This window comes from Enterobacter cloacae complex sp. 677-3DZ2D5B, assembly GCF_004136695.1.
GTDB lineage: Bacteria > Pseudomonadota > Gammaproteobacteria > Enterobacterales > Enterobacteriaceae > Enterobacter > Enterobacter hormaechei_C.
In genome coordinates this window covers 235,597-259,432 of the sequence record NZ_QFLS01000005.1, presented here as the reverse complement: position 1 = coordinate 259,432, position 23,836 = coordinate 235,597, and the positions used below count along the sequence as shown (strand labels likewise).

Below are 23,836 nucleotides of genomic sequence, written 5' to 3'. Positions count from 1 at the left end.
TTATGATGGCTGAGAACAAATTAAACGTAATTGATTTGCACAAGCGCTACGGCGAACATGAAGTGCTGAAAGGGGTGTCGCTGGAGGCTAACGCGGGCGACGTGATCAGTATTATCGGCTCATCAGGTTCGGGTAAAAGTACCTTCCTGCGCTGCATCAACTTCCTCGAAAAGCCGAGCGAAGGGTCGATTGTGGTGAGCGGACAGAACATCAACATGGTCCGTGATAAAGACGGCCAGCTTAAAGTGGCGGATAAAAATCAGCTACGACTGCTGCGTACGCGTCTGACAATGGTGTTCCAGCACTTCAATCTCTGGAGCCACATGACGGTGCTGGAGAACGTGATGGAAGCGCCGGTTCAGGTGCTCGGCTTAAGCAAGCAGGAAGCCCGCGAGCGTGCGGTCAAATACCTGGCGAAAGTCGGTATCGACGAGCGGCAGCGGATCAAATATCCGGTGCACCTGTCAGGGGGGCAGCAGCAGCGTGTTTCTATCGCCCGTGCGCTGGCGATGGAGCCGGAAGTGTTGCTGTTTGACGAACCGACTTCCGCGCTGGATCCTGAACTCGTTGGCGAAGTGCTGCGCATCATGCAGAAGCTGGCGGAAGAGGGCAAAACAATGGTGGTGGTGACGCACGAGATGGGCTTCGCCCGTAACGTTTCTAACCACGTTATCTTCCTGCATCAGGGCAAGATTGAAGAGCAGGGTCATCCGGACGAGGTGCTGGCGAACCCGCAAAGCCCGCGTTTGCAGCAGTTCCTGAAAGGCTCGTTGAAGTAGGTTTGGCCTTTCTCCCTCTCCCTGTGGGAGAGGGCCGGGGTGAGGGCATCAGGCCGCAGAGCCGCCCAATTGCCCGGTGGCGCTTCGATTACCGGGCCTACAAAAACCGTAGGCCGGGCAAACGCAGTGCCGCCCGGCATTCAACACTCGAGCCGATACACCCAGTCGTCATACCGTACGCCGTTAATCTCGTACGCCTTCTCCAGCACCTGCGTGCGCACAAAACCCGCTTTCTCAAGGACCCGCACCGACCCGACGTTATCCGCCAGCACGTACGCGTTTATCGCCTTCACGCCCGTCTGGTTAAATGCATACTCACACACCGCGCGCAGCGCTTCGCTGGCAATGCCTTTTCCCTGCGCGGCAGGCACAACCGTGTAGCCAATATCCGCCTCTTCACGGTTCGCCGCACTGATTTGCAGGCCGATATCCCCGAGCGGCGTAACGTCGTTATGCAGACGGATCACAAAGACATGCTCCGCCATCAGGCGTGCGGCAAATACGCGGCGCGTCTCTTTTTCCGGTGTAATAGCGGCCATATAGCGCATGATGGCGGGGTCTTCGCGCAGAGAGCGGAAGAATGCCCAGTCAGAAGGTTCGAAAGGGGTGAGGTTAAGCCGGGTTGTGGTGATGGTTGCCATAGTTACGCCATATCATCCAGACATGGCGTATAACTCTAACATATTCACTGCACCACATCCCCCAGCGCCTCTTCCAGGTCATACCAGCGGAACGTAAACCCGGCCGCTTCCAGCCGTTTTGGCAGCGCGCGCTGCCCGCCCAGTACCAGCACCGAAGACTCACCCATCAGCAGACGAATCGCCGTCGCAGGCACGCGCAGCACCGCCGGGCGATGCAGGGCATGACCCAGGGCATGAGCAAATTGTTCATTACGTACCGGATACGGAGACACCATGTTAAACGGCCCGCGCAGGTCGTTATCCAGCAGCCAGAGAATACCGTTGACCATATCGTCGATATGGATCCACGCCAGATACTGACGACCGTTTCCGATGGGCCCGCCAAGCCCCATTTTAAACGGCGGCAACATTTTACCGAGAATACCGCCTTTCGGAGCTAGCACCACGCCGGTGCGCAGCAGGCAGACGCGGGTGTTATCGCTCTGCGCCCCGCAGGCGATACGCTCCCATTGGGCGCAGAGTTTATGGGTAAACTCGTTGTGCGGCGGCTCTTCTTCGGTCACCACCACTTCACCAAGATCGCCATAGTAGCCTGTAGCAGAGCCTGAAATCAGCACCGAGGGCGGCGTCTCGCTGTTGCGAATCAGCTCAACCAGCCTTTCGGTCATATTCCAGCGACTGCTGCATAAACGCTGTTTTTGCTCTTCGGTCCAGCGTTTATCGGCGATTGGTTCGCCTGCAAGGTTGATGACGGCGTCAAAGCCGTTCAGATCCTGCCTTTCCGCCAGGCCTTTCCAGATCTCAACGCCGGTGCCCAGCACCTGGCGCGCTTTCTCCGGGCTGCGCGTGACCACGGTAATGTCGTGATGCAACGCCTGCAAACGTGGAATGAGATGGCGACCAATCAGGCCCGTACCGCCGGTGAGCAGGATCTTCATACAACCTCCAGGTTTACGCCTGGCGCTGCCAGCTTAACGTCATGGAGACGGAGTCGGCGTAGCGCAGGGCGTGAAGTTTATCGATCTCCACTTCAGCATAAGTGACCCAGTGGTGTTCGCGTGCGATGTCGAGCACATCCTGAGTTAATTTTTCCAGTAGCGCAAAACGGTTGTTCTCAACGTACTGGATGATGCTTTTGGTGATCGTGCGATAGTTCAACGCGTCATTGATGTCTTCGCTGGCGCGCGCCTTGTCTGCCGGATAGTGGATCACTACATTCACCACGATATCCTGGCGATTCGCAATCTCCTCCTCTTTGATACCAATGAAAGTGCGTAAGCGTAAGTTTTTTATACGAATAATAGCGTCATGCTGGGACATTGCAGGTCTTCTCCGTGTCAGTATTTTCACCTCATCATACATGAGGAGAACACCTGCACCCAACGGGGCGCAGGATCAAATCTGATGGATTTTTTGCATGGCGCGTTCGGTGGCCGGGCGGGTCCGGATGCGCTCAAACCAGTTGTTCACCGCCGGATAAGTGGCCAGGTCGATCCGGTGGCGTTCATGGGTGTTGATCCACGGCCAGCAGGCGATATCTGCGATGCTGTAATGCTCACCTCCCAGCCACGGTGATTTTTCCAGCCGACGGTTCAGTACCCCGTACAGGCGCTGGGTTTCGACCTGATATCGCTCAATGGCGTAAGGGATCGTCTGCGGCGCATAGGCCGTAAAGTGGTGATTCTGCCCCAGCATCGGCCCGAGGCCGCTCGACTGCCAGAATAACCATTGCAGCGTGTGATGACGCTCGCGCAACTCACCGCTCAGGAGCTTGCCGGTTTTCTCTGCCAGATAGAGCAAAATCTCTCCGGACTCAAACAGGCTTAACGGTTTGCCGCCGTCAGAGGGCAGGTTATCAATGATGGCCGGAATTTTATTGTTGGGCGAGATGGCCAGAAAAACGGGGCGGAACTGGTCGCCTTTACTGATATCCACGCGAATGATCCGGTAGTCCACTTCGGCTTCTTCAAGAAAGAGTGTGATCTTATGGCCATTAGGGGTGGGGGCATAATAGAGATCTATCATTCTCAACTCCTGTCAGTGCGAATAGTGTTGCCATGAAAAATCAGTATAGGTGCTTGTTGTAAATCGTGAGTTTTCATCAAGTGACAGCGAGGCAAAGAGATTATATGTTGAGTGAAAACCGATCAGCCGAAGAGGATGTTATGAGCCAGCCTGTAATAACGTTGTGGTCCGATGCGAACTTTTTTTCTCCTTATGTCATGAGCGTTTATGTGGCGCTGGCAGAAAAGGGGCTTACTTTTACTCTGAAAACCGTTGACCTGGACAGCGGCGAACACCTGAAGCCTCAGTGGCAGGGCTACGCGCTCACTCGCCGAGTCCCTGTGCTGGAGATCGACGGTTTTGAGTTGAGTGAATCTTCGGCGATTGACGAGTACCTTGAGGACCGCTTTGCCCCGCCTGAGTGGGAACGCATCTATCCTCACGATCTGCAAAAGCGCGCCCGCGCCCGCCAGATCCAGGCGTGGCTGCGTAGCGACCTGGTGCCGATTCGCACAGAACGCTCTACGGACGTGGTGTTCGCTGGCGTCAAAAAGCCCGCCCTCAGTGAGGAAGGCTTATCCAGCGCCCGGAAGCTGATCGAAACTGCGTCATCGCTGCTGGCGCAGGGTAACCCCAACCTGTTTGGCGAGTGGTGTATTGCCGACATCGATCTGGCGCTGATGCTCAATCGCCTGATCCTCAACGGGGATGACGTCCCACAACTGCTGGTGGATTACGCCACATTCCAGTGGCAACGCGCGTCGGTACAGCGCTATCTGGCACTCTCTGCTAAGCGCGCGGGCTGATAAGACGGGACGCTTGAGGTATGATAGGGGCAGTCTGTATTCCCGAGGAGTAACTGATGAAACTGATGTTTGCGTCGGATATTCATGGATCGCTGCCCGCGACCGAACGCGTGCTTTCTCTGTTCGCCCAAAGCGGGGCGCAATGGCTGGTGATCCTGGGCGATGTGTTAAATCACGGCCCACGCAATGCGTTGCCGGAAGGCTATGCTCCCGCGCAGGTGGCGGAAAAACTTAATCATTTTGCCTCGCGCATTATCGCCGTTCGCGGCAACTGTGACAGTGAAGTTGACCAGATGCTGCTGCATTTTCCCATCACCGCTCCCTGGCAACAGGTGTTGATGGAAAACAGCCGTTTGTTCCTGACCCACGGGCACCTGTTCGGCCCGGATAACCTGCCGTCACTCGCCGCTGGCGATGTCCTGGTTTATGGTCATACTCATATTCCGGTGGCGGAAAAGCGCGGGGCGTTTTATCACTTTAACCCCGGGTCTGTCAGCATTCCTAAAGGCGGCAACCCGGCAAGCTACGGCATGTATGAAGACGGGACATTAAGCGTTATCGCACTTAATGATCAGCAAGTTATTGCGCAGATAGCGATTAATCCGTAAGTTACACCACAACTGCAAACGCGCCGAAAGAGCGCTTAGACGAGAAGGTTTCCCGATGGTGGAGCAGAATCATTTGGCAAGTACTGAATGGGTTGACATTGTCAGCGAAGAAAATGAAGTGATCGCGCAGGCCAGCCGCGAACAAATGCGTGCGGAGCGTCTGCGTCACCGCGCGACGTACATCGTTGTTCATGACGGCATGGGCAAGATTCTGGTCCAGCGTCGCACCGACACCAAAGATTTTCTTCCTGGTATGCTGGATGCCACAGCGGGTGGCGTCGTGCAGGCCGATGAAGTGCTGCTGGATTCCGCGCGTCGTGAAGCGGAAGAAGAGTTAGGTATCGCTGGCGTGCCGTTTGCCGAGCACGGCCAGTTTTATTTTGAAGATGAGCATTGCCGCGTCTGGGGCGGGCTGTTTAGCTGCGTTTCCCACGGTCCGTTCGCCTTGCAGGAAGAGGAAGTGAGCGAAGTCAGCTGGATGACGCCGGAAGAGATCACCGCGCGTTGCGACGAATTCACGCCGGATTCCCTTAAAGCACTGGCGCTGTGGATGACCCGCAACGCCAAAAACGAATCCGCTAAACCGGAAAATAAGGCGGAAAAAGAGGAAGAGGCTGAGTAAGCCTTAACAGCTTTCCCGCAGACACAGGCTGGACGCGATGGGTTTATGGTCGCGCCAGTCTCCGTCATTAAGACGTTCCAGTAACGCTTTCCCGGCTTCAATCCCAATCTTGCGATGCGGTACTGCCATCGTCGTCAGCGGCGGCTGACAGACGCGACTGACGTCGCTGTCGCCAAAACCTACGACCGCTAAATCGTCCGGCACCTTGATGCGCCGACGCTGGCATTCATACAGCGCGCCGCAGGCCAGTTCATCTGACACGCACACCAGCGCATCCAGCTCCGGCCACGCCAGCAGGAACTCTGGCAATTGTGCCGCGCCGGTGGAGAAGTTCGGCGGCATGGCGGCATTAATCACTCTGTTCGGCGCCAGGTGGTGGCGCAGCATCGCCTTGTACCAGCCCTGCAAATGCTGCTGAAAAATCCACTGTTCCTGGTTAGCGCACAGCAGGCCGATATTCTGGTAGCCGCGCTGAATCACCATCTCGGTAAGTTCATACATGGCGGCGACGTTATCAATCCCGATATTCATATCAATCGGATCGGCACGCATTGCACCCATTTCCATCACCGGGATAGAGGCGTTTTTTAGCCAGTGTCGCACGGTATCAGAGTGCTCGACGCTGAGCAGTATCGCCGCGGCGATGTTCGAGGCCAACAGCGTTTCAAGCAGTTTCTCTTCCTGTTCAAGACGATGCTGAGATTCCGCCAGCATGATCTGATATCCGGCTGGCTGGAGCACCTGCTGTAGCCCAGCGAACATCTCGGAACAGCCAGCTTCGGAAAGATTGGGTACAACCATCGCAATCGTCCATGACGATGCCGATGCCAGTGCGCTGGCGGCAAGATTGGGCATGTATCCCAGCTCCTGCACCGCGGCTTCAATTTTTTCACGCAGTTTATCGGAAACCTGTTCGGGCGTGCGGAGGGCACGGGAAACAGTCATCGTGCCTACGCCGGCAAGCTGCGCGACATCCGCGAGCGTTACTTTTCCGGTACTGCGCCGTTTTCGGGTTAAAGACATACCTCTTCCTGCTGACAGGACGCGATTCAGTTTCATCCTTCATTTTACGTGACAGGCAGTATACGCCTTAAATCCCTTTTTTTGCTGTGATTTCGCACCATGACAGTAATTTGATAGCGCTATCACAGTTCTGCATGTTAGTTGTTGGTAGCGCTATCTTTGTGATCGCGATCGCAGTCATTAATTGATGGGTTGAATAGAGTTTGCCCATGTCTGGTCTTTAGCGGGAGTGAAAAATGCTCAAAAAGTGGATATATGATACAACCATCATCCTACAGGATAGCGTTGAAAGCTGGCCCCAGGCGCTGGAACTGTGCGCGAAACCGCTGCTGGATTTGCAGGTCATTGCGCCGGAATATGTCACGGCTATCATCGAGCAGCATCACACGTTAGGTCCCTACTATGTGCTGGCTCCAGGGCTGGCAATGCCCCATGCGCGACCGGAAGAAGGGGCGAAAGGACTTGGCCTGTCATTATTAAAACTGAAACAGGGTGTCTCTTTTGGTGCCGGTGAGTTTGACCCCGTCGATGTGATTGTGATGCTGGCGGCGCCGGACAAGCATAGCCATATCGAAATGATCTCAGCCTTAGCGGAATTATTTTCCAGCGACGAAGATATGGCTGAATTACATCGGGCGAATACGCTGGAGGAGATAAAAACCATCATCGATCGCTTCTGATTTAATTATTTAATCCGATTCATCTCAACATTACGCATCAGCGTGATGGGGCGTACTCTACTCAAAAAAGGGGATAACAATGAAAATCATGGCTATTTGCGGCTCCGGCCTGGGCAGCAGTTTTATGGTCGAAATGAATATTAAAAAGGTGCTCAAAAAACTGGAAATTGAGGCCGAGGTTGAACACTCCGATCTCTCCTCGGCTACGCCGGGCGCGGCGGACCTGTTTGTAATGGCGAAAGACATTGCCGCCAGCGCCAGCGTGCCGGAAAGCCAGCTGGTGGTGATCAACAATATCATCGATATTAACGAACTCGAAGCGCAGTTGCGCGCCTGGTTCGAAAGACAATAATCCTGATAAGGCGAGGTGGATATGTTTATCCTTGAAACGCTGAACTTCGTTGTTGATATTTTAAAAGTCCCTTCAGTGCTGGTCGGTTTAATTGCCCTGATTGGTCTTGTGGCGCAGAAAAAAGCCTTTTCGGATGTGGTAAAAGGCACAATTAAAACCATTCTCGGCTTTATTGTACTGGGCGGCGGCGCAACCGTGCTGGTGGGCTCATTAAATCCGCTCGGCGGTATGTTTGAGCACGCCTTTAATATTCAGGGCATTATTCCCAACAATGAAGCTATTGTGTCGATTGCCCTGGAAAAATATGGCGCTTCCACCGCGCTCATTATGGCCTTCGGGATGGTGGCGAATATTATTGTTGCGCGCTTTACCCGCCTGAAATACATCTTCCTCACCGGGCATCACACCTTCTACATGGCATGCATGATTGGCGTGATCCTGACGGTTGCAGGCTTCGAGGGGGTCGGGCTGGTCTTTACCGGCTCGTTGATCCTCGGCCTGATTATGGCCTTCTTCCCGGCGATTGCGCAGCGCTATATGAAGCGTATTACCGGCAACGATGAGATCGCCTTCGGTCATTTCGGCACGCTGGGCTACGTGCTGTCCGGCTGGATTGGCAGCAAGGTCGGTAAAGGTTCGCGCTCCACCGAAGAGATGAACCTGCCGAAGAACCTTAGCTTCCTGCGTGACAGTTCAATCTCCATCTCCCTGACCATGATGATTATCTACCTGATCATGGCGGTGAGCGCCGGACGTGAGTACGTGGAGGCCACCTTCAGCGGCGGCCAGAACTACCTGGTGTACGCCATCATTATGGCCATCACCTTCGCGGCAGGCGTGTTCATCATCTTGCAGGGCGTGCGCCTGATTCTGGCGGAAATCGTCCCGGCCTTTACTGGCTTCTCGGAAAAACTGGTGCCCAATGCGCGGCCTGCGCTGGACTGTCCGGTAGTCTACCCGTATGCGCCAAACGCGGTGCTGATTGGCTTCCTGTTTAGTTTCGTCGGCGGGATTGTGGGCTTGTTCATCTGCGGTCAGTTTAGCTGGGTGCTGATCCTGCCGGGCGTCGTGCCGCATTTCTTCACCGGTGCAACGGCGGGCGTGTTTGGTAACGCCACCGGTGGACGCCGCGGGGCAATGATTGGCGCCTTTGCTAATGGCCTGCTGATCACCTTCCTCCCGGTCCTGCTGCTGCCTGTTCTGGGCGCAATTGGCTTTGCGAATACGACCTTCTCGGACGCTGATTTTGGTGCGGTCGGGATTGTGCTGGGCAACCTGGCGCGCTTCCTGTCGCCGTTTGCCATCACCGGACTGGTTGTTGTGTTGTTCGCGCTGCTGGTGGCCTACAACGTCTTCGCTAAAAACAAACCTGCCAGCGGTAACGCGCAGGAAAACCCCGGAGCCAAATCATGAATGAGAATGAAATAACCGAACTGGCGCGTCAGATTCGCCTTGAGACGCTGAAATCCCTTACGCAGCTGGGTTTTGGGCACTACGGCGGCAGCATGTCAGTCGTTGAAACGCTGGCGGTGCTGTACGGCGCGGTGATGAAAATTGACCCGGCCGATCCGGACTGGCCAGAGCGCGATTACTTTGTGCTGTCGAAAGGCCATGCGGGCCCGGCGCTGTACAGTACGCTGGCGATTAAGGGCTACTTCCCGATTGAAGAGCTGAGCACGCTGAACCAGAACGGGACGCGTCTGCCAAGTCACCCGGATCGCCTGAAAACACGCGGCGTGGATGCCACCACCGGATCACTGGGGCAGGGGATCTCCATCGCTGGCGGCATGGCGCTGTCGCACAAGCTGGCAGGAAGGCCAAACCGGGTGTTCTGCATCGTCGGTGACGGGGAGCTGAACGAAGGACAGTGCTGGGAAGCCTTCCAGTTTATTGCTCACCATCGACTGAACAACCTGACGGTATTCGTGGACTGGAACAAACAGCAGCTCGACGGCGAGCTGGACGAAATCATCAGCGCCTTCGACCTGGAAGGCAAATTCCGCGCCTTTGGTTTTGACGTGGTGACGGTGAAAGGGGATGACATTCCGGCGCTGCTGGAGGTGACCGCGCCGATCCCTGCGGCCGATGCGCGTCCGCGGGTGGTGATCCTCGACAGCATCAAAGGGCAGGGGGTGCCATACCTGGAACAGCTCAGCAACTCGCATCACCTGCGATTAACTGAGGAGAGCAAAGCGGCGCTCAACGAGACGATTCGCCAACTGGAGGCTTCACATGATTAAGGTTGCACCGACAGGACAGAAAGATGCCGTTGAGATGCGTAAGGTCTACGCGGGTTTTGTGGCAAAACAGATTGAGGCCGGGAGCGAGATTATTGCGCTCGAAGCGGATCTGATGAGTTCGATGGCGATGGACGGCGTAGCGCGTGATTATCCACAGCACGTCATCAACTGCGGCATTATGGAGGCTAACGTGATTGGGACGGCCGCCGGGCTGTCGCTCACCGGACGTAAGCCGTTCGTCCATACCTTTACCGCCTTTGCCAGCCGTCGCTGCTTCGACCAGCTGTTTATGTCCCTGGACTACCAGCGCAATAACGTGAAGGTGATTGCCTCGGATGCGGGCGTGACGGCCTGCCACAACGGCGGGACGCATATGTCGTTCGAGGACATGGGCATCGTGCGCGGTCTGGCGCATTCAGTGGTGCTGGAGGTGACCGATGCGGTGATGTTCGAAGATGTGCTGCGTCAGCTTATCGACCTGGAAGGCTTCTACTGGGTGAGGACCATCCGTAAACAAGCCCCGAGCGTGTATGCCCCGGGGTCAACCTTCACCATCGGCAAGGGCAACGTGCTGCGCGAGGGAACCGATATTACCTTGATTGCTAACGGCATTATGGTGGCGGAAGCGCTGGAGGCGGCGCGCCAGCTGGAGCAGGAGGGGGTAAGCGCAGCGGTCATCGACATGTTTACCCTGAAGCCTATCGATCGGATGCTGGTGAAAAACTATGCCGAGAAAACCGGGCGTATTGTGACCTGCGAAAACCACAGCATTCACAACGGGCTGGGGTCGGCGGTGGCGGAAGTGCTGGTGGAAACCTGTCCGGTGCCCCTGCGTCGGGTGGGGGTGAAGGAACGATATGGTCAGGTGGGCACGCAGGACTTCTTGCAAAAGGAGTATGGCCTGACGGCACATGACATTGTGTCGGCGGCGCGGGAGCTGTTGTAATAAAAAAAGGCGACCGTGTGGTCGCCTTTTTGTTGCCCGGTGGCGCTGGCGCTTACCGGGCCTACGGTCCTGTAGGCCGGATAAGCGAAGCGCCATCCGGCAAAACATTACTGCTGCTGCGAAGACTGGATCGCCGTCAGCGCGATGGTGTAGACGATATCGTCTACCAGCGCACCACGGGACAGGTCGTTCACAGGTTTGCGCATGCCTTGCAGCATTGGCCCGATGGAGATCAGGTCTGCTGAACGCTGTACCGCTTTATAGGTGGTGTTACCGGTGTTCAGATCCGGGAAGATGAACACGGTAGCGCGACCTGCAACCGGCGAGTTCGGCGCTTTGGATTTCGCCACGTCAGCCATTACCGCGGCATCGTACTGGAGCGGGCCGTCGATCATCAGATCCGGACGTTTTTCCTGCGCAATGCGGGTCGCTTCACGGACTTTCTCTACGTCACTACCTGCACCAGAGGTACCGGTGGAGTATGAGAGCATCGCGACGCGCGGTTCGATACCGAAGGCAATCGCGGAGTCCGCAGACTGGATAGCGATTTCTGCCAGCTGCTCTGCGGTTGGATCCGGGTTGATCGCGCAGTCGCCGTAAACATAAACCTGTTCAGGCAGCAGCATGAAGAACACGGAGGAGACCAGAGAGCTGCCCGGTGCGGTTTTGATCAACTGCAACGGTGGACGGATGGTGTTCGCGGTGGTGTGAACCGCACCGGAAACCAGACCGTCAACTTCGTCCTGCTCCAGCATCAGCGTACCCAGCACGACGTTGTCTTCCAGCTGCTCGCGCGCAACGGCTTCGGTCATGCCCTTGTTCTTACGCAGTTCAACCAGGCGAGCAACGTAGCTTTCGCGAACCACTTCCGGGTCAACGATCTCAATGCCAGCGCCCAGCTCAACGCCCTGAGACGCCGCAACGCGGTTGATCTCATCCGGGTTACCCAGCAGCACACAGGTCGCGATACCGCGTTCTGCACAGATGGCTGCCGCTTTAACGGTACGTGGTTCGTCGCCTTCTGGCAGAACCACGCGTTTGCCCGCTTTACGCGCCAGCTCGGTCAGCTGGTAACGGAAGGCTGGAGGAGACAGACGACGGCTGCGCTCGGAGGTCGCAGTCAGGGATTCGATCCAGTCCGCATTGATGTAGCCCGCAACGTATTCCTGAACTTTCTCGATACGCTCGTGGTCATCAACCGGCACTTCGAGGTTGAAGCTTTGCAGGCTCAGGGAGGTCTGCCAGGTGTTGGTGTTCACCATGAAGACTGGCAGGCCAGTGGCGAACGCACGCTCGCACAGCTTGCTGATACGCGCGTCCATTTCATAGCCGCCGGTCAGCAGAATTGCACCGATTTCCACGCCGTTCATTGCAGCCAGGCACGCTGCAACCAGCACGTCTGGACGGTCAGCAGAGGTCACCAGCAGTGAACCTGCGCGGAAGTGTTCCAGCATGTGTGGAATGCTACGTGCGCAGAAGGTTACGGACTTCACGCGGCGGGTGTTGATATCGCCTTCGTTGATCACGGTGGCGTTCAGGTGACGCGCCATATCGATTGCACGGGTGGCAATCAGATCGAAGCTCCATGGCACCGCGCCCAGAACAGGCAGCGGGCTGGAATCCTGCAACTTAGCCGGGTCAACTTTGATGACTTTCGCTTTGGAGGAGTCGTCAAAAATTTCGGACAGGTCAGGACGCGTACGGCCCTGCTCATCTACTGGCGCGTTCAGCTTGTTAACAATCACGCCGGTGATGCTGGTGTTTTTCGCACCGCCGAAGCTGCTGCGCGTCAGTTCGATACGCTCTTTCAGCTGCTCTGGGGTATCCGTGCCCTGAGACATCACAAAAACGATCTCTGCGTTCAGGGTTTTCGCGATTTCAAAGTTCAGAGACTGGGCAAACTGGTGTTTACGGGTCGGGACCAGGCCTTCAACCAGCACCACTTCCGCGTCCTGCGCGTTTGCGTGGTAGTTGGCAATGATCTCTTCCATCAGCACGTCTTTCTGGTTGCTGGAGAGCAGAGATTCAACGTGGCTCATCTTCAACGGTTCAGCCGCTGGCAGATTGGAGTTCTTGCGAACGATGGTGGTGGTCTGATCTGGCGCATCGCCACCGGCACGTGGCTGGGCGATAGGCTTAAAGACGCTCAGACGAACGCCTTTGCGTTCCATAGCGCGGATCACGCCGAGGCTGACGCTGGTCAGGCCGACGCTGGTTCCGGTAGGGATCAGCATAATAGTACGGGACACGGTTTATCCTCTTTCGTTACCGCCGCGTTGGGCGGGTTACAAAACAGCACCGCCAGCATTGCTGGCGGTGTGGAATCAGGCAGTCAGGCGGTGTGCGTCTTGCGCGATGACCAGCTCTTCGTTAGTTGGAATAACGATAGCAGGGCGGGTGCCTTCTTTGTTGATGAAGCCAGACTTGCCGAAGCGGGCAGCCAGGTTACGCTCATGATCAACTTCGAAGCCCAGAACGCCCAGTTTGCCCAGGGACAGTTCACGTACCATTGCCGCGTTCTCACCGATACCACCGGTGAAGATAACAGCATCCAGACGGCCTTCCATCAGCGCGGTGTAAGAACCGATGTACTTCGCCAGGCGGTGGCAATAAACGTCCATTGCACGTTTAGCGTCAGCTTTTTCTGCGTAGTTGTCTTCAACGTAACGGCAGTCGCTGGTGACCTCGGTCAGGCCCAGCAGGCCAGACTCTTTGGTCAGCATTTTGTTGATGTCGTCAACGCTCATGCCCAGGGTGTCGTGCAGGTGGAAGATGATCGCCGGGTCGATATCACCGGAACGGGTACCCATCACCAGACCTTCCAGCGGGGTCAGACCCATAGAGGTGTCAACACACTTACCGTTGCGGATAGCGGAAACAGAACCACCGTTGCCCAGGTGGCAGGTGATAATGTTGACTTCTTCAACCGGCTTGTTCAGCACTTTTGCGGCTTCCTGAGTCACATAGAAGTGGCTGGTACCGTGAGCGCCGTAACGACGGACGCCGTGCTCTTTGTACAGGCTGTATGGCAGGGCATAGAGGTAAGACTCTTCCGGCATGGTCTGATGGAACGCAGTATCAAACACGGCCACGTTTTTGTCTTTCAGACTCGGGAAGGATTTCAGTGCTTCAGCGATACCGATCAGGTGAGCCGGGTTATGCAGCGGTGCGAAAGACGCAGAGTCTTTGATACCCTGAATCACGGAGTCGTCGATTACCACGGAACTGGTGTATTTTTCGCCGCCGTGGACGATACGGTGACCAATTGCGGTCAGCTGAGCAGACAGTTCTGGTTTTTGTGCCAGAATAGTGTTAACGATAAAGTTCAGCGCTTCACTGTGAGCGGCGCCTGCACCTAAAGCCGCTTCTTGTTTGCTGCCGTCCATCTTCCACTTGATACGTGCTTCAGGCAGATGGAAACATTCGGCCAAACCAGAGAGGTACTCGTCACCGTTGAGCGCATCGATGATGGCGAATTTCAGTGAGGAGCTACCGCAGTTCAGAACCAGTACTAACTTACTCGACATGGAAGTACCTATTATTGATACGTGGCTAAAAAAACGTCAGTGAGTCTAAAAGCGTAACGCATGCTGACCCAGACATTTATGATTAACATCATGCCAAACGAACATTCTGGCAGGATGAAAGAAATACCTATGATTTTAAGCCATTTTGAACATTTTTCAGACAATGGCATAATATGCGATAATTTGACGAGTTAACGCTTATCGTCTACGGCCCTATCAGGCTGGCACAGGATACCCGATACGGGGTAGCTATGACAAAATATTTTGAACGTTGTCATAGCCTGTTGTGGTTTTGCACGAAAATTTTAATTTTTATATGTGAAGTTGAGGTACAGCCATGTCGACACCCGAAATCCCGTCCGTGAACTTTTTTAGTCTGTTTCGTCGGGGACAGCATTACGCAAAGACATGGCCGATGGAAAAGCGCCTCGCGCCCATGTTTATTGAAAATCACACTATTCGCGCCACGCGCTATGCGATTCGCTTTATGCCCCCGATTGCCGTTTTTACCCTGTGCTGGCAGATAGCGTTAGGTGGACAGCTTGGCCCTGCCGTCGCGACGGCGCTCTTTGCGTTAAGCCTGCCGATGCAGGGGCTATGGTGGTTAGGTAAACGTTCCGTCACGCCACTTCCGCCTTCTATTTTACACTGGTTTTATGAAGTGCGTGGAAAACTGGAAGAGGCTGGCCAGGCGCTGGCACCGGTTGAAGGTAAGCCGGACTATCAGGCGCTGGCGGATACCCTCAAGCGTGCGTTTAAACAGCTTGATAAAACATTCCTCGATGACTTGTGATTGATCATCGAAACGACGACCAAAAGAAGGCACAGTAACAATCAGTTACCGTGTCTTTTTTTTACAGTGCAATGCGCTACAGGAGTCGAAAGATGGAAATGACCCATGCTCAACGTCTGATTTTGTCTAACCAGTACAAGATGATGACTATGCTTGATCCCGATAACGCTGCGCGCTACAGCCGCCTGCAAACCATTGTTGAACGTGGTTTTGGCTTGCAGATGCGCGAACTGGATCGCGAATTTGGCGAACTGAAAGAGGAAACCTGCCGTATCGTTATCGACATCATGGAGATGTACCATGCGCTGCATGTGTCCTGGACCAATCTGAAGGACCAGCAGACCATTGACGAGCGCCGCGTGACGTTCCTGGGCTTTGATGCTGCGACGGAAGCGCGCTATCTGAGCTATGTACGCTTTATGGTGAATACCGAAGGGCGCTACACCCATTTTGATGCGGGTACGCACGGCTTCAACGCCCAGACCCCGATGTGGGATAAGTATCAACGTATGCTGAGCGCGTGGCACGCCTGTCCGCGCCAGTACCATTTAAGCAGCAACGAAATTCAACAAATCATTAATGCCTGACGGAGGTGCGTGTGCAGTGTAAAGGTTTTCTGTTTGATCTGGACGGTACGCTGGTGGATTCGCTGCCGGTGGTGGAGCGCTCGTGGTGCCACTGGGCCGACCGGCACGGCATTGACCATCAGGACGTACTAAATTTCATCCATGGCAAACAGGCCATTACCTCATTGCGGCACTTCCTTGCGGGACGTTCTGAGGAAGAGATTCAGGCGGAGTTCCGCTATCTTGAGCAGATTGAAGCTACCGATACCGAGGATATCACCGCGCTGCCCGGTGCGCGCGAACTGCTTGAGCACCTGAATGAAGCGCAGATCCCGTGGGCTATCGTCACCTCCGGCTCGGTTCCCGTCGCGCATGCACGCCATAAGGCGGCAGGTTTGCCGACGCCGGACGTCTTCATTACCGCTGAGCGCGTGAAGCGCGGCAAGCCTGAACCGGATGCGTTCCTGCTCGGCGCAGAACTGCTTGGCCTGGCGCCAGCGGAGTGCGTGGTGGTGGAAGACGCGGCGGCAGGCGTGCTGGCCGGGCTGAACGCCGGAAGCCACGTCATTGCCGTTAACGTCCCGGCGGGTTCCCCCCGGCTGGAGGAGGCGGATTTCGTGCTTAACACCCTGACCGCCATCGACGTCTCGAAGGTGTCAGACGGAGTTGTAACCGTCTCGCTAAAAATGTAATCCCATGATATAGCCCCGCATTACCGGGGCTTTTTTATGGCAGAATTGCTTCTCCTCCACTGACAAGGACATGTTGTGAACGGTGAACTGATTTGGGTCCTGAGCCTGCTGTTAATCGCCATCATTCTTTTTGCCACGGGCAAGGTGCGCATGGATGCCGTCGCCCTGTTTGTGATTGTCGCATTCGTTCTAAGCGGTACCCTTTCCCTGCCGGAAGCCTTTTCCGGGTTTAGCGATCCCAACGTAATTTTGATTGCCGCTCTGTTTATTATTGGCGACGGGCTGGTCCGCACCGGCGTGGCGACAATGATGGGGTCGTGGCTGGTGAAAGTAGCGGGCAGCAGCGAAACCAAAATGCTGATTTACCTGATGCTGACGGTCGCCGGGCTGGGCGCGTTTATGAGCTCTACGGGCGTCGTGGCCATCTTTATTCCGGTCGTGCTGAGCGTCTGCATGAGGATGCAGATCTCCCCTTCGCGGCTGATGATGCCGTTGAGCTTCGCCGGGCTCATCAGCGGCATGATGACGCTGGTCGCGACGCCGCCGAACCTCGTCGTGAACAGCGAACTGATCCGTGAGGGGCTTGAGGGGTTTAGCTTTTTCAGCGTTACGCCGATCGGGCTGGTGGTACTGGTGATGGGCATTATCTATATGCTATTGACCCGTTTTGCGCTGAAAGGGGAGAAGCAGGATAAAGCCAAAGAGGGCTGGAAGCGGCGCTCTTTCCGCGATCTGATTAAAGAGTATCGTCTGACCGGGCGTGCCCGACGTCTGGCTATCCGCCCGGGGTCGCCTATGGTGGGGCAGAGGCTGGATGACCTTAAGCTACGCGAACGCTATGGCGCGAACGTCATCGGGGTTGAGCGCTGGCGTCGTTTTCGTCGGGTGATCGTTAACGTGAACGGGGTGTCAGAGTTTCGCGCGCGTGACGTCCTGCTGATTGATATGTCCACCGCAGACGTGGATCTGCGGGAGTTTTGTAGTGAGCAGCTGCTGGAGCCGATGGTCCTGCGCGGCGAGTATTTCTCTGACCAGGCGCTGGATGTGGGAATGGCCGAGGTGTCGCTGATCCCGGAATCGGAGTTATTGGGCAAAACCGTGCGTGAAATCGGCTTTCGTACCCGCTATGGCCTCAACGTGGTAGGCCTGAAGCGCGATGGCGTAGCCCTTGAAGGGGCGGTGGTGGATGAGCCGATCCTGCTGGGGGATATCTTCCTCGTGGTCGGCAACTGGAAACTGATTAGCCAGCTCGGGCAGAAAGGCCGCGATTTTGTGGTGCTAAATATGCCGATTGAAGAGAGCGATGCATCACCGGCGCACAGCCAGGCGCCCCATGCAATTTTTTGCCTGGTATTGATGGTTGCCCTGATGCTGACGGACGAGATCCCTAACCCGGTGGCGGCAATAATCGCCTGTCTGTTAATGGGCAAATTCCGCTGTATCGACGCCGAAAGCGCTTACAAAGCGATTCACTGGCCGAGCATCATTCTCATCGTCGGGATGATGCCCTTCGCCCTGGCGCTACAGAAAACCGGCGGGGTGGATTTGATCGTAAAAGGCTTAATGGACGCGGGCGGGGGATATGGTCCGTACCTGATGATGGTTTGCCTGTTCGTCATGTGCGCCACCATTGGTTTGTTCATCTCCAATACCGCAACGGCGGTGCTGATGGCGCCCATTGCGCTGGCGATGGCAAAATCGATGGGCGTTTCGCCGTATCCGTTTGCGATGATGGTTGCGATGGCGGCGTCCGCGGCATTTATGACGCCGGTCTCTTCCCCGGTCAATACGCTGGTGCTGGGGCCCGGGAATTATAGGTTCAGTGATTTCGTGAAGCTGGGTGTGCCGTTCACCGTGCTGGTAATGCTGGTATGCGTGGTGTTAATTCCGGTGTTATTCCCGTTTTAGCGTGAGTGCAGAAACGTAGGCCGGGTAAGGCGGAGCCGCCACCCGGCAAAAAACTACAGCGGCGAATCCTGGCTAATCTCATCCAGTGACAAATGGAAGCTCGGCACAAACACGCGCATAAAGTAGTCCATCTCTTCGCTGCGACGAGATTCCAGCGTTTTTTCCAGACGCGTTTTTGCCAGTAAAAATTCGTTATTCCCGGCGGACAGCTCTTCCAGACACTTCAGGTAGGCGCACAGCGCATCGGCCTGCTTAACCAGGGATTTCTCCTCTTCCGTATACTGATGCTCGTCGATGAGCGGCCCGAAGATATCGCGCAGCTCTTCAGGCACCATGTCGATCAGCTTCTGCTGGGCAATCTTCTCAATAGCTTTATATTCCTGGGCAATCTGCGAGTTGAAATATTTCACCGGCGTAGGCAGATCCCCGGTCAGCACTTCCGATGCATCGTGGTACATCGCCAGCAGGGCGATACGTTCGGCATTCACCTGCCCGTTGAATTTGCGGTTTTTAATCGCGGCCAGCGCGTGCGCGACCATGGCAACCTGTAAACTGTGCTCAGACACATTTTCAGTGCGCACGTTGCGCATCAGCGGCCAGCGGTTGATGAGTTTCAGGCGGGAGAGGTGGGCAAAGAAATGACTCTGACTCATAGGTTACCTTATGTCTTCACTGCGACAGACTTCATTGTGCGGGGAGGGGAGGGAAGATGCAAATTTGCGGATGTTGCAGGCCGGGTAAGCGCAGCGCTACCCGGCGGATAGTCAGCGCTACTGATGGTACCCGGAGAGGAAGCGCCCGAAGCGGCTGATGGCCATTTCGAGATCGTCTTCGCGCGGCAGGGTGACGATACGCACGTGATCCGGCCACGGCCAGTTAAACGCCGTACCCTGAACCAGCAGCACTTTTTCCTGCAACAGGAAGTCAAGCACCATTTTCTGGTCGTCGTGAATATTAAAGCGCTTCGCGTCGATTTTCGGGAACATGTACAGCGCGCCGTTAGGCTTCACGCAGGAGACGCCCGGAATATCATTAATCAATTCCCATGCACGGTTGCGCTGTTCATACAGGCGGCCGCCTGGAACGATAAACTCGCTGATGCTTTGATAGCCGCCGAGTGCTGTCTGGATCGCATGTTGCGCCGGTACGTTGGCGCACAGACGCATGGATGCCAGCATCTCCAGCCCTTCAATGTAGCCTTTCGCATGTTTTTTCGGACCGTTCAGTACCATCCAGCCCTGACGGAAACCGGCAACGCGGTAAGTTTTAGACAGTCCGTTAAAGGTGACCGTTAGCAGATCGGGTGCCAGCGCGGCGATAGAGTGGTGCTGCGCCGCGTCGTACAGGATCTTGTCGTAAATCTCGTCGGCAAAGATGATCAGGTTATGCTGGCGGGCGATCTCGACGATCTCCATCAGCAGCTCTTTTGAATAGACCGCGCCCGTCGGGTTATTCGGGTTAATGATCACGATACCCCGGGTGCGCGGGGTAATTTTGGCGCGAATATCATCCAGATCCGGGAACCAGTCAGAGGATTCGTCGCACAGGTAGTGCACCGCTTTACCGCTGGACAGGGACACCGCAGCCGTCCACAGCGGATAATCTGGGGCAGGAACCAGCATTTCATCGCCGCTGTTCAGGAGCGCCTGCATCGCCTGAACGATCAGTTCCGAGACACCGTTGCCAATGTAGATATCTTCAACGGTGACGTCGCGCATACCGCGAGCCTGATAGTGCTGCATGATGGCTTTACGGGCGGAGTAAAGCCCTTTTGAATCGCAGTAGCCTTGTGCAGTGGGCAGGTTACGGATCACATCCACCAGGATCTCATCCGGCGCTTCAAAACCAAATGGCGCGGGGTTGCCGATGTTGAGTTTCAGAACCTTATTGCCTTCCTCTTCAAGGCGTTTTGCCTCTTTGAGTACCGGGCCACGGATGTCGTAACAGACGTTGTCGAGCTTGCTGGATTTTTCGATAGGGGACATGAACCTTTAACCTTTTCGCTATTATTGCAACTTCCTGCCGTGGAAGTGTGCACGGAACAATGTACTCCCCCCGCGCTTCGTTTTGAAGGGCGCACAGAAGAAGATTTCGTTCCACCGGGGAATGTCGCTGTGATCGCTTACTCTAACGACGGAGTGATTTTGTGCCTGAATTTATCGTGATAAAGGTTATTAATGGGTTTTTTATGCTAAAAATTGCATGTAACTATGAATTTTATTCTGGTGTAAATAAAAAGACGATTCGGGCTGATGCATTAGTCCCCCTGAGTGATCATTCGTAAAACCTGAATGCTGAGATACCGATTGCCATATTAGCAAAGCCAGGCTAAAAGTTACTCATGTGAAATTAATGTTAAGGGTTATTAATGAATGGCCTGAATCTAAATTAAACTTTATTTATTATTAACGACGAAAATGCAACTTTCGTTAATTTTAATAAAAAGAGTGTAGTTGCTTATCATTGGCGGTAACTCCTTAATATTGCAATAAGACTTATAAATATAGTGGATTTGGGTTAAGATGTGTTTCGGGAATGCAGCATAGCGATAGGCCTGTTACGTATATCGGCTTCTGCTTTTCTGTATTAATCGATTGTTATTGTTAAAGTTATCTCTGGCTGATTGGGTAAGTCACATCTTGCTACGCTGGCAACGCTGCGATATAGATGGCAGAAAACATGTCTTACTCTTTATGGTATTTACATCGACCTGCAAACAAAGAAATATCCTGGACGCAAGAGAATAAAAATAACGTCATGAAACGTGATTTCTGACTGGTGATATACCGCAGTACAATAACTATCTGTCAGGCAGTCTGCCGGGCCGGGATGCGAGGGAAACTCTTCAGAAGGAATTGCTTAACTGTTACACACAGCTTCAACCCGGGCAGCTCCGCACGAGCAACCTGAAAGTGAAAAGATATGATAAATGCAAATCGTCCGATAATGAATCTCGACCTCGATCTGCTGAGAACGTTTGTTGCGGTCGCCGATCTCAACACTTTTGCAGCAGCTGCTGCCGCCGTTTGCCGTACCCAGTCCGCCGTGAGTCAGCAAATGCAGCGGCTGGAACAACTGGTTGGTAAAGAGCTTTTTGCGCGTCATGGGCGTAATAAGCTTTTAACAGAACATGGTATTCAGCTTCTGGGTTATGCCAGAAAGATACTGCGCTTTAATGATGAAGCCTGTATGTCATTAATGTTTAGCAACCTTCAGGGAGTGTTAACATTAGGGGCGTCAGATGAATCAGCAGATACCATTTTACCCTTCCTTCTCAACCGAATTAGCTCGGTTTATCCGAAGCTTGCCCTGGACGTTAGCGTTAAACGCAATGCCTTCATGGTTGAGATGCTGACAGAAAACGAGGTTGACCTGGTGGTCACCACGCATCGACCTGGCCAGTTTGACAGCCTGACGCTGCGTACTTCTCCAACGCACTGGTACTGTGCCGCGGAGTATGTATTGCAGAAAGGTGAGCCGATACCCCTGGTCCTGCTGGATGATCCCAGTCCGTTCCGCGATATGGTGCTGGCAGCGCTCAACGAAGCCAGTATTCCATGGCGCCTGGCGTACGTGGCGTCAACCTTGCCCGCAGTGCGAGCGGCGGTGAAGGCTGGGCTTGGCGTAACGGCCCGTCCGGTGGAAATGATGAGCCCCGATCTGCGTGTGCTGGGTCAATCCGAGGGACTCCCGTCGTTGCCGGATACGGAGTACCTGCTGTGCCATAACGCCGCCAGCAACAACGAGCTGGCAAAAGTGGTATTCGAGGCAATGGAAAACTACCACAATCCATGGCAGTACGCGGCTGTTACTCCCGAAGGAGGGGATGACTCCCTGATCGTGGAAGGGGATTTTGAGTGATCATTCCCTCAAAATTCTCGTAACAAAATGTAAGTGCAAAAAAGAGCCACTCGCATGATTTTTTCCTGCGAGTGGTTTTTTTTGCTATTCATAACCGCGGGCGGAGCAGGGATAAAGCAAATACCGCTTATTTATCAATGCAGAAAATGCTTTTGATTAAGATGTAAACAAGACCTGTTCTAACTTACCTCATACCCCACCGATGTTAATAAAACAGGAAATATGTTGCTGTTTTTTTGATTGAATTAACAAAAGCGTGTCTCAGATCAAGAAAATACTCCCATTTGGGGGGAGGAATCGTTGGCAAATCCTGTCAAAATAGGAGGGTTATTTTTTTTACTTCCAAAACGGACACGATTCAACAAGATGCATTTGACGGAAAGTCATGTACCCACCAGGGTTAAAGGGCACCAAATGTTAATGAGAATCGCACGTTGTAATTTAATGTGAAGAAACCTTTGTTAAAGTTGACAAAAGGTTATAGAAAGGAGTAAAAAACCCCATCATTTTGCTGTCTATGTCTCATTTCTGACAGTTAGTGTAAGGTTATTTTGTTCCTCCCCATGAATCGATGTGATGCCCATCTGCCAGCAAGAGCAGTGTCGTCGGTATCACTTTTGATGAGTAAGCAATGAGTATGTCAACATCCACAGAAGTCATCGCTCATCACTGGGCATTCGCAATCTTTCTTATTGTAGCCATTGGCCTGTGCTGCCTGATGTTAGTCGGCGGCTGGTTCCTGGGCGGTCGCGCCCGCGCAAGGCACAAAAACACACCTTTCGAATCAGGTATTGATTCAGTAGGTACCGCTCGCTTACGCCTGTCTGCCAAGTTTTACCTGGTAGCCATGTTCTTCGTCATTTTTGACGTGGAAGCGCTTTACCTCTTCGCGTGGTCTACCTCCATTCGCGAAAGTGGTTGGGTGGGCTTTGTCGAGGCCGCAATTTTCATTTTAGTGTTACTGGCCGGTCTGGTTTATCTGGTGCGTATTGGCGCGCTGGACTGGACACCTGTGCGTTCACGCCGTGAACACATCAACCCGGAAAACAGTATCTCTAATCGTCAGCAGTAACAGCGAGGCAATAAGATGGATTATACGCTCACCCGCATAGATCCTAACGGTGAGAATGACCGTTACCCCCTGCAAAAACAGGAGATCGTAACCGACCCCCTGGAGCAAGAAGTCAACAAAAGCGTGTACATGGGCAAGCTCGAACATGCCATGCACGACATGGTCAACTGGGGTCGTAAGAACTCCATCTGGCCATACAACTTTGGCCTTTCTTGCTGCTACGTTGAAATGGTGACGTCATTCACTGCGGTGCATGACGTTGCGCGTTTTGGGGCCGAGGTACTGCGTGCTTCTCCGCGTCAGGCTGACCTGATGGTGGTGGCAGGGACCTGCTTTACCAAGATGGCACCGGTTATTCAGCGTCTTTATGACCAGATGCTGGAGCCAAAATGGGTTATCTCCATGGGCGCATGTGCAAACTCCGGCGGTATGTACGACATTTATTCCGTTGTGCAGGGCGTTGATAAGTTCATTCCGGTGGATGTGTACATCCCGGGTTGCCCGCCGCGTCCAGAGGCCTATATGCAGGCGCTGATGCTGCTCCAGGAGTCAATTGGTAAAGAACGACGCCCGCTTTCATGGGTTGTTGGCGATCAGGGTGTCTATCGCGCGAACATGCAGTCTGAGCGCGAGCGTAAACGTGGTGAACGTATTGCCGTCACCAACCTGCGTACGCCTGACGAAATTTAATTTGCGCCTGTGGGCCTGGAGAACAC

25 protein-coding genes are annotated in these 23,836 nt (G+C 54.3%); 16 read left to right on the top strand and 9 right to left on the bottom strand.

The window, feature by feature from the left end:
- Positions 1-5: 5 nt before the first annotated feature.
- Positions 6-779: a histidine ABC transporter ATP-binding protein HisP gene (hisP, locus tag DD597_RS08410; protein WP_129256136.1), complete on the top strand. Its 774-nt coding sequence runs from the start codon at positions 6-8 to the stop codon at positions 777-779.
- Between the two features lie 140 nt (positions 780-919).
- Here hisP and DD597_RS08405 read toward each other — a convergent pair whose 3' ends face one another.
- From DD597_RS08405 to yfcG, 4 genes are all read right to left on the bottom strand, one after another.
- Positions 920-1,420, bottom strand: coding sequence for a GNAT family N-acetyltransferase (locus DD597_RS08405; RefSeq protein WP_023325002.1), 501 nt, complete (start codon positions 1,418-1,420; stop codon positions 920-922).
- Between the two features lie 44 nt (positions 1,421-1,464).
- Entirely contained in the window at positions 1,465-2,358 is an 894-nt protein-coding gene (locus DD597_RS08400) for a TIGR01777 family oxidoreductase (RefSeq protein WP_003861430.1), read from the bottom strand.
- A gap of 13 nt (positions 2,359-2,371) precedes the next feature.
- A complete protein-coding gene (gene folX, locus DD597_RS08395) occupies positions 2,372-2,740 on the bottom strand; it encodes a dihydroneopterin triphosphate 2'-epimerase (protein ID WP_003861432.1) in 369 nt (122 codons plus the stop codon).
- A gap of 75 nt (positions 2,741-2,815) precedes the next feature.
- Positions 2,816-3,445 (bottom strand): GSH-dependent disulfide bond oxidoreductase, encoded by a 630-nt coding sequence (gene yfcG, locus DD597_RS08390; RefSeq protein WP_003861434.1) that lies wholly within the window; start codon positions 3,443-3,445, stop codon positions 2,816-2,818.
- A gap of 140 nt (positions 3,446-3,585) precedes the next feature.
- On the opposite strand from yfcG, the gene yfcF reads away from it, so the two are divergent.
- From yfcF to yfcD, 3 genes are read left to right on the top strand one after another with little or no spacing between them, the layout of a single operon-like run.
- Positions 3,586-4,230 (top strand): glutathione transferase, encoded by a 645-nt coding sequence (gene yfcF, locus DD597_RS08385; RefSeq protein ID WP_022651542.1) that lies wholly within the window; start codon positions 3,586-3,588, stop codon positions 4,228-4,230.
- Between the two features lie 56 nt (positions 4,231-4,286).
- Positions 4,287-4,838, top strand: coding sequence for a phosphodiesterase (gene yfcE / locus DD597_RS08380; protein ID WP_017692997.1), 552 nt, complete (start codon positions 4,287-4,289; stop codon positions 4,836-4,838).
- 55 nt (positions 4,839-4,893) lie between these two features.
- Complete coding sequence (gene yfcD, locus DD597_RS08375) at positions 4,894-5,460, top strand: NUDIX hydrolase YfcD (RefSeq protein ID WP_003861439.1); 567 nt, start codon at positions 4,894-4,896, stop codon at positions 5,458-5,460.
- Between the two features lie 3 nt (positions 5,461-5,463).
- On the opposite strand, the gene DD597_RS08370 is transcribed toward yfcD, so the two are convergent.
- Positions 5,464-6,483, bottom strand: a complete 1,020-nt coding sequence (locus DD597_RS08370; protein WP_003861441.1) for a LacI family DNA-binding transcriptional regulator — start codon at positions 6,481-6,483, stop codon at positions 5,464-5,466.
- 236 nt (positions 6,484-6,719) lie between these two features.
- Here DD597_RS08370 and DD597_RS08365 point away from each other — a divergent pair, with 236 nt between their 5' ends.
- The 5 genes from DD597_RS08365 to DD597_RS08345 all read left to right on the top strand — a co-directional run bounded on the left by DD597_RS08365 (position 6,720) and on the right by DD597_RS08345 (position 10,701).
- Complete coding sequence (locus DD597_RS08365; protein ID WP_022651541.1) at positions 6,720-7,163, top strand: PTS sugar transporter subunit IIA; 444 nt, start codon at positions 6,720-6,722, stop codon at positions 7,161-7,163.
- Between the two features lie 79 nt (positions 7,164-7,242).
- Positions 7,243-7,515, top strand: coding sequence for a PTS sugar transporter subunit IIB (locus DD597_RS08360; protein ID WP_003861447.1), 273 nt, complete (start codon positions 7,243-7,245; stop codon positions 7,513-7,515).
- A 21-nt stretch (positions 7,516-7,536) separates the two neighbouring features.
- On the top strand, positions 7,537-8,928 hold the full coding sequence (locus DD597_RS08355) for a PTS ascorbate transporter subunit IIC (protein WP_003861449.1): 1,392 nt from the start codon (positions 7,537-7,539) through the stop codon (positions 8,926-8,928).
- Positions 8,925-9,755 carry a transketolase gene (locus DD597_RS08350; protein ID WP_045308694.1) on the top strand — a complete coding sequence of 277 codons (831 nt, stop codon included), beginning with the start codon at positions 8,925-8,927 and terminating at the stop codon, positions 9,753-9,755. Before DD597_RS08355 ends, DD597_RS08350 begins: the two co-directional genes overlap by 4 nt.
- On the top strand, positions 9,748-10,701 hold the full coding sequence (locus DD597_RS08345) for a transketolase family protein (RefSeq protein ID WP_003861452.1): 954 nt from the start codon (positions 9,748-9,750) through the stop codon (positions 10,699-10,701). Before DD597_RS08350 ends, DD597_RS08345 begins: the two co-directional genes overlap by 8 nt.
- Before the next feature lie 107 nt (positions 10,702-10,808).
- Here the strand turns inward: DD597_RS08345 and pta are convergent, their stop codons facing one another.
- Positions 10,809-12,950, bottom strand: coding sequence for a phosphate acetyltransferase (gene pta, locus DD597_RS08340; RefSeq protein WP_022651538.1), 2,142 nt, complete (start codon positions 12,948-12,950; stop codon positions 10,809-10,811).
- Between the two features lie 75 nt (positions 12,951-13,025).
- Positions 13,026-14,228: an acetate kinase gene (ackA, locus tag DD597_RS08335; RefSeq protein WP_015572267.1), complete on the bottom strand. Its 1,203-nt coding sequence runs from the start codon at positions 14,226-14,228 to the stop codon at positions 13,026-13,028.
- Positions 14,229-14,565: 337 nt separating this feature from the next.
- Here ackA and yfbV point away from each other — a divergent pair, with 337 nt between their 5' ends.
- The 4 genes from yfbV to DD597_RS08315 all read left to right on the top strand — a co-directional run bounded on the left by yfbV (position 14,566) and on the right by DD597_RS08315 (position 18,187).
- On the top strand, positions 14,566-15,021 hold the full coding sequence (gene yfbV, locus DD597_RS08330; protein ID WP_129256085.1) for a terminus macrodomain insulation protein YfbV: 456 nt from the start codon (positions 14,566-14,568) through the stop codon (positions 15,019-15,021).
- Positions 15,022-15,113: 92 nt separating this feature from the next.
- Positions 15,114-15,608: a YfbU family protein gene (locus DD597_RS08325; protein ID WP_003861461.1), complete on the top strand. Its 495-nt coding sequence runs from the start codon at positions 15,114-15,116 to the stop codon at positions 15,606-15,608.
- An 11-nt stretch (positions 15,609-15,619) separates the two neighbouring features.
- Positions 15,620-16,279 (top strand): sugar phosphatase, encoded by a 660-nt coding sequence (locus DD597_RS08320; RefSeq protein WP_129256084.1) that lies wholly within the window; start codon positions 15,620-15,622, stop codon positions 16,277-16,279.
- Positions 16,280-16,354: 75 nt separating this feature from the next.
- Positions 16,355-18,187 (top strand): SLC13 family permease, encoded by a 1,833-nt coding sequence (locus DD597_RS08315; RefSeq protein WP_023314585.1) that lies wholly within the window; start codon positions 16,355-16,357, stop codon positions 18,185-18,187.
- 53 nt (positions 18,188-18,240) lie between these two features.
- Here the strand turns inward: DD597_RS08315 and yfbR are convergent, their stop codons facing one another.
- Both yfbR and alaA read right to left on the bottom strand, forming a co-directional pair.
- A complete protein-coding gene (gene yfbR / locus DD597_RS08310) occupies positions 18,241-18,840 on the bottom strand; it encodes a 5'-deoxynucleotidase (protein ID WP_003861468.1) in 600 nt (199 codons plus the stop codon).
- A gap of 117 nt (positions 18,841-18,957) precedes the next feature.
- Positions 18,958-20,172, bottom strand: a complete 1,215-nt coding sequence (gene alaA, locus DD597_RS08305) for an alanine transaminase AlaA (protein ID WP_003861471.1) — start codon at positions 20,170-20,172, stop codon at positions 18,958-18,960.
- A 937-nt stretch (positions 20,173-21,109) separates the two neighbouring features.
- On the opposite strand from alaA, the gene lrhA reads away from it, so the two are divergent.
- The 3 genes from lrhA to nuoB all read left to right on the top strand — a co-directional run bounded on the left by lrhA (position 21,110) and on the right by nuoB (position 23,810).
- The gene (gene lrhA / locus DD597_RS08300) at positions 21,110-22,048 is read left to right on the top strand and encodes a transcriptional regulator LrhA (protein ID WP_003861473.1); all 939 of its coding nucleotides are present in this window, start codon (positions 21,110-21,112) and stop codon (positions 22,046-22,048) included.
- 631 nt (positions 22,049-22,679) lie between these two features.
- On the top strand, positions 22,680-23,120 hold the full coding sequence (gene nuoA, locus DD597_RS08295) for an NADH-quinone oxidoreductase subunit NuoA (protein WP_003861475.1): 441 nt from the start codon (positions 22,680-22,682) through the stop codon (positions 23,118-23,120).
- Positions 23,121-23,135: 15 nt separating this feature from the next.
- Positions 23,136-23,810 carry an NADH-quinone oxidoreductase subunit NuoB gene (nuoB, locus tag DD597_RS08290; protein ID WP_003861482.1) on the top strand — a complete coding sequence of 225 codons (675 nt, stop codon included), beginning with the start codon at positions 23,136-23,138 and terminating at the stop codon, positions 23,808-23,810.
- Positions 23,811-23,836: the final 26 nt, after the last annotated feature.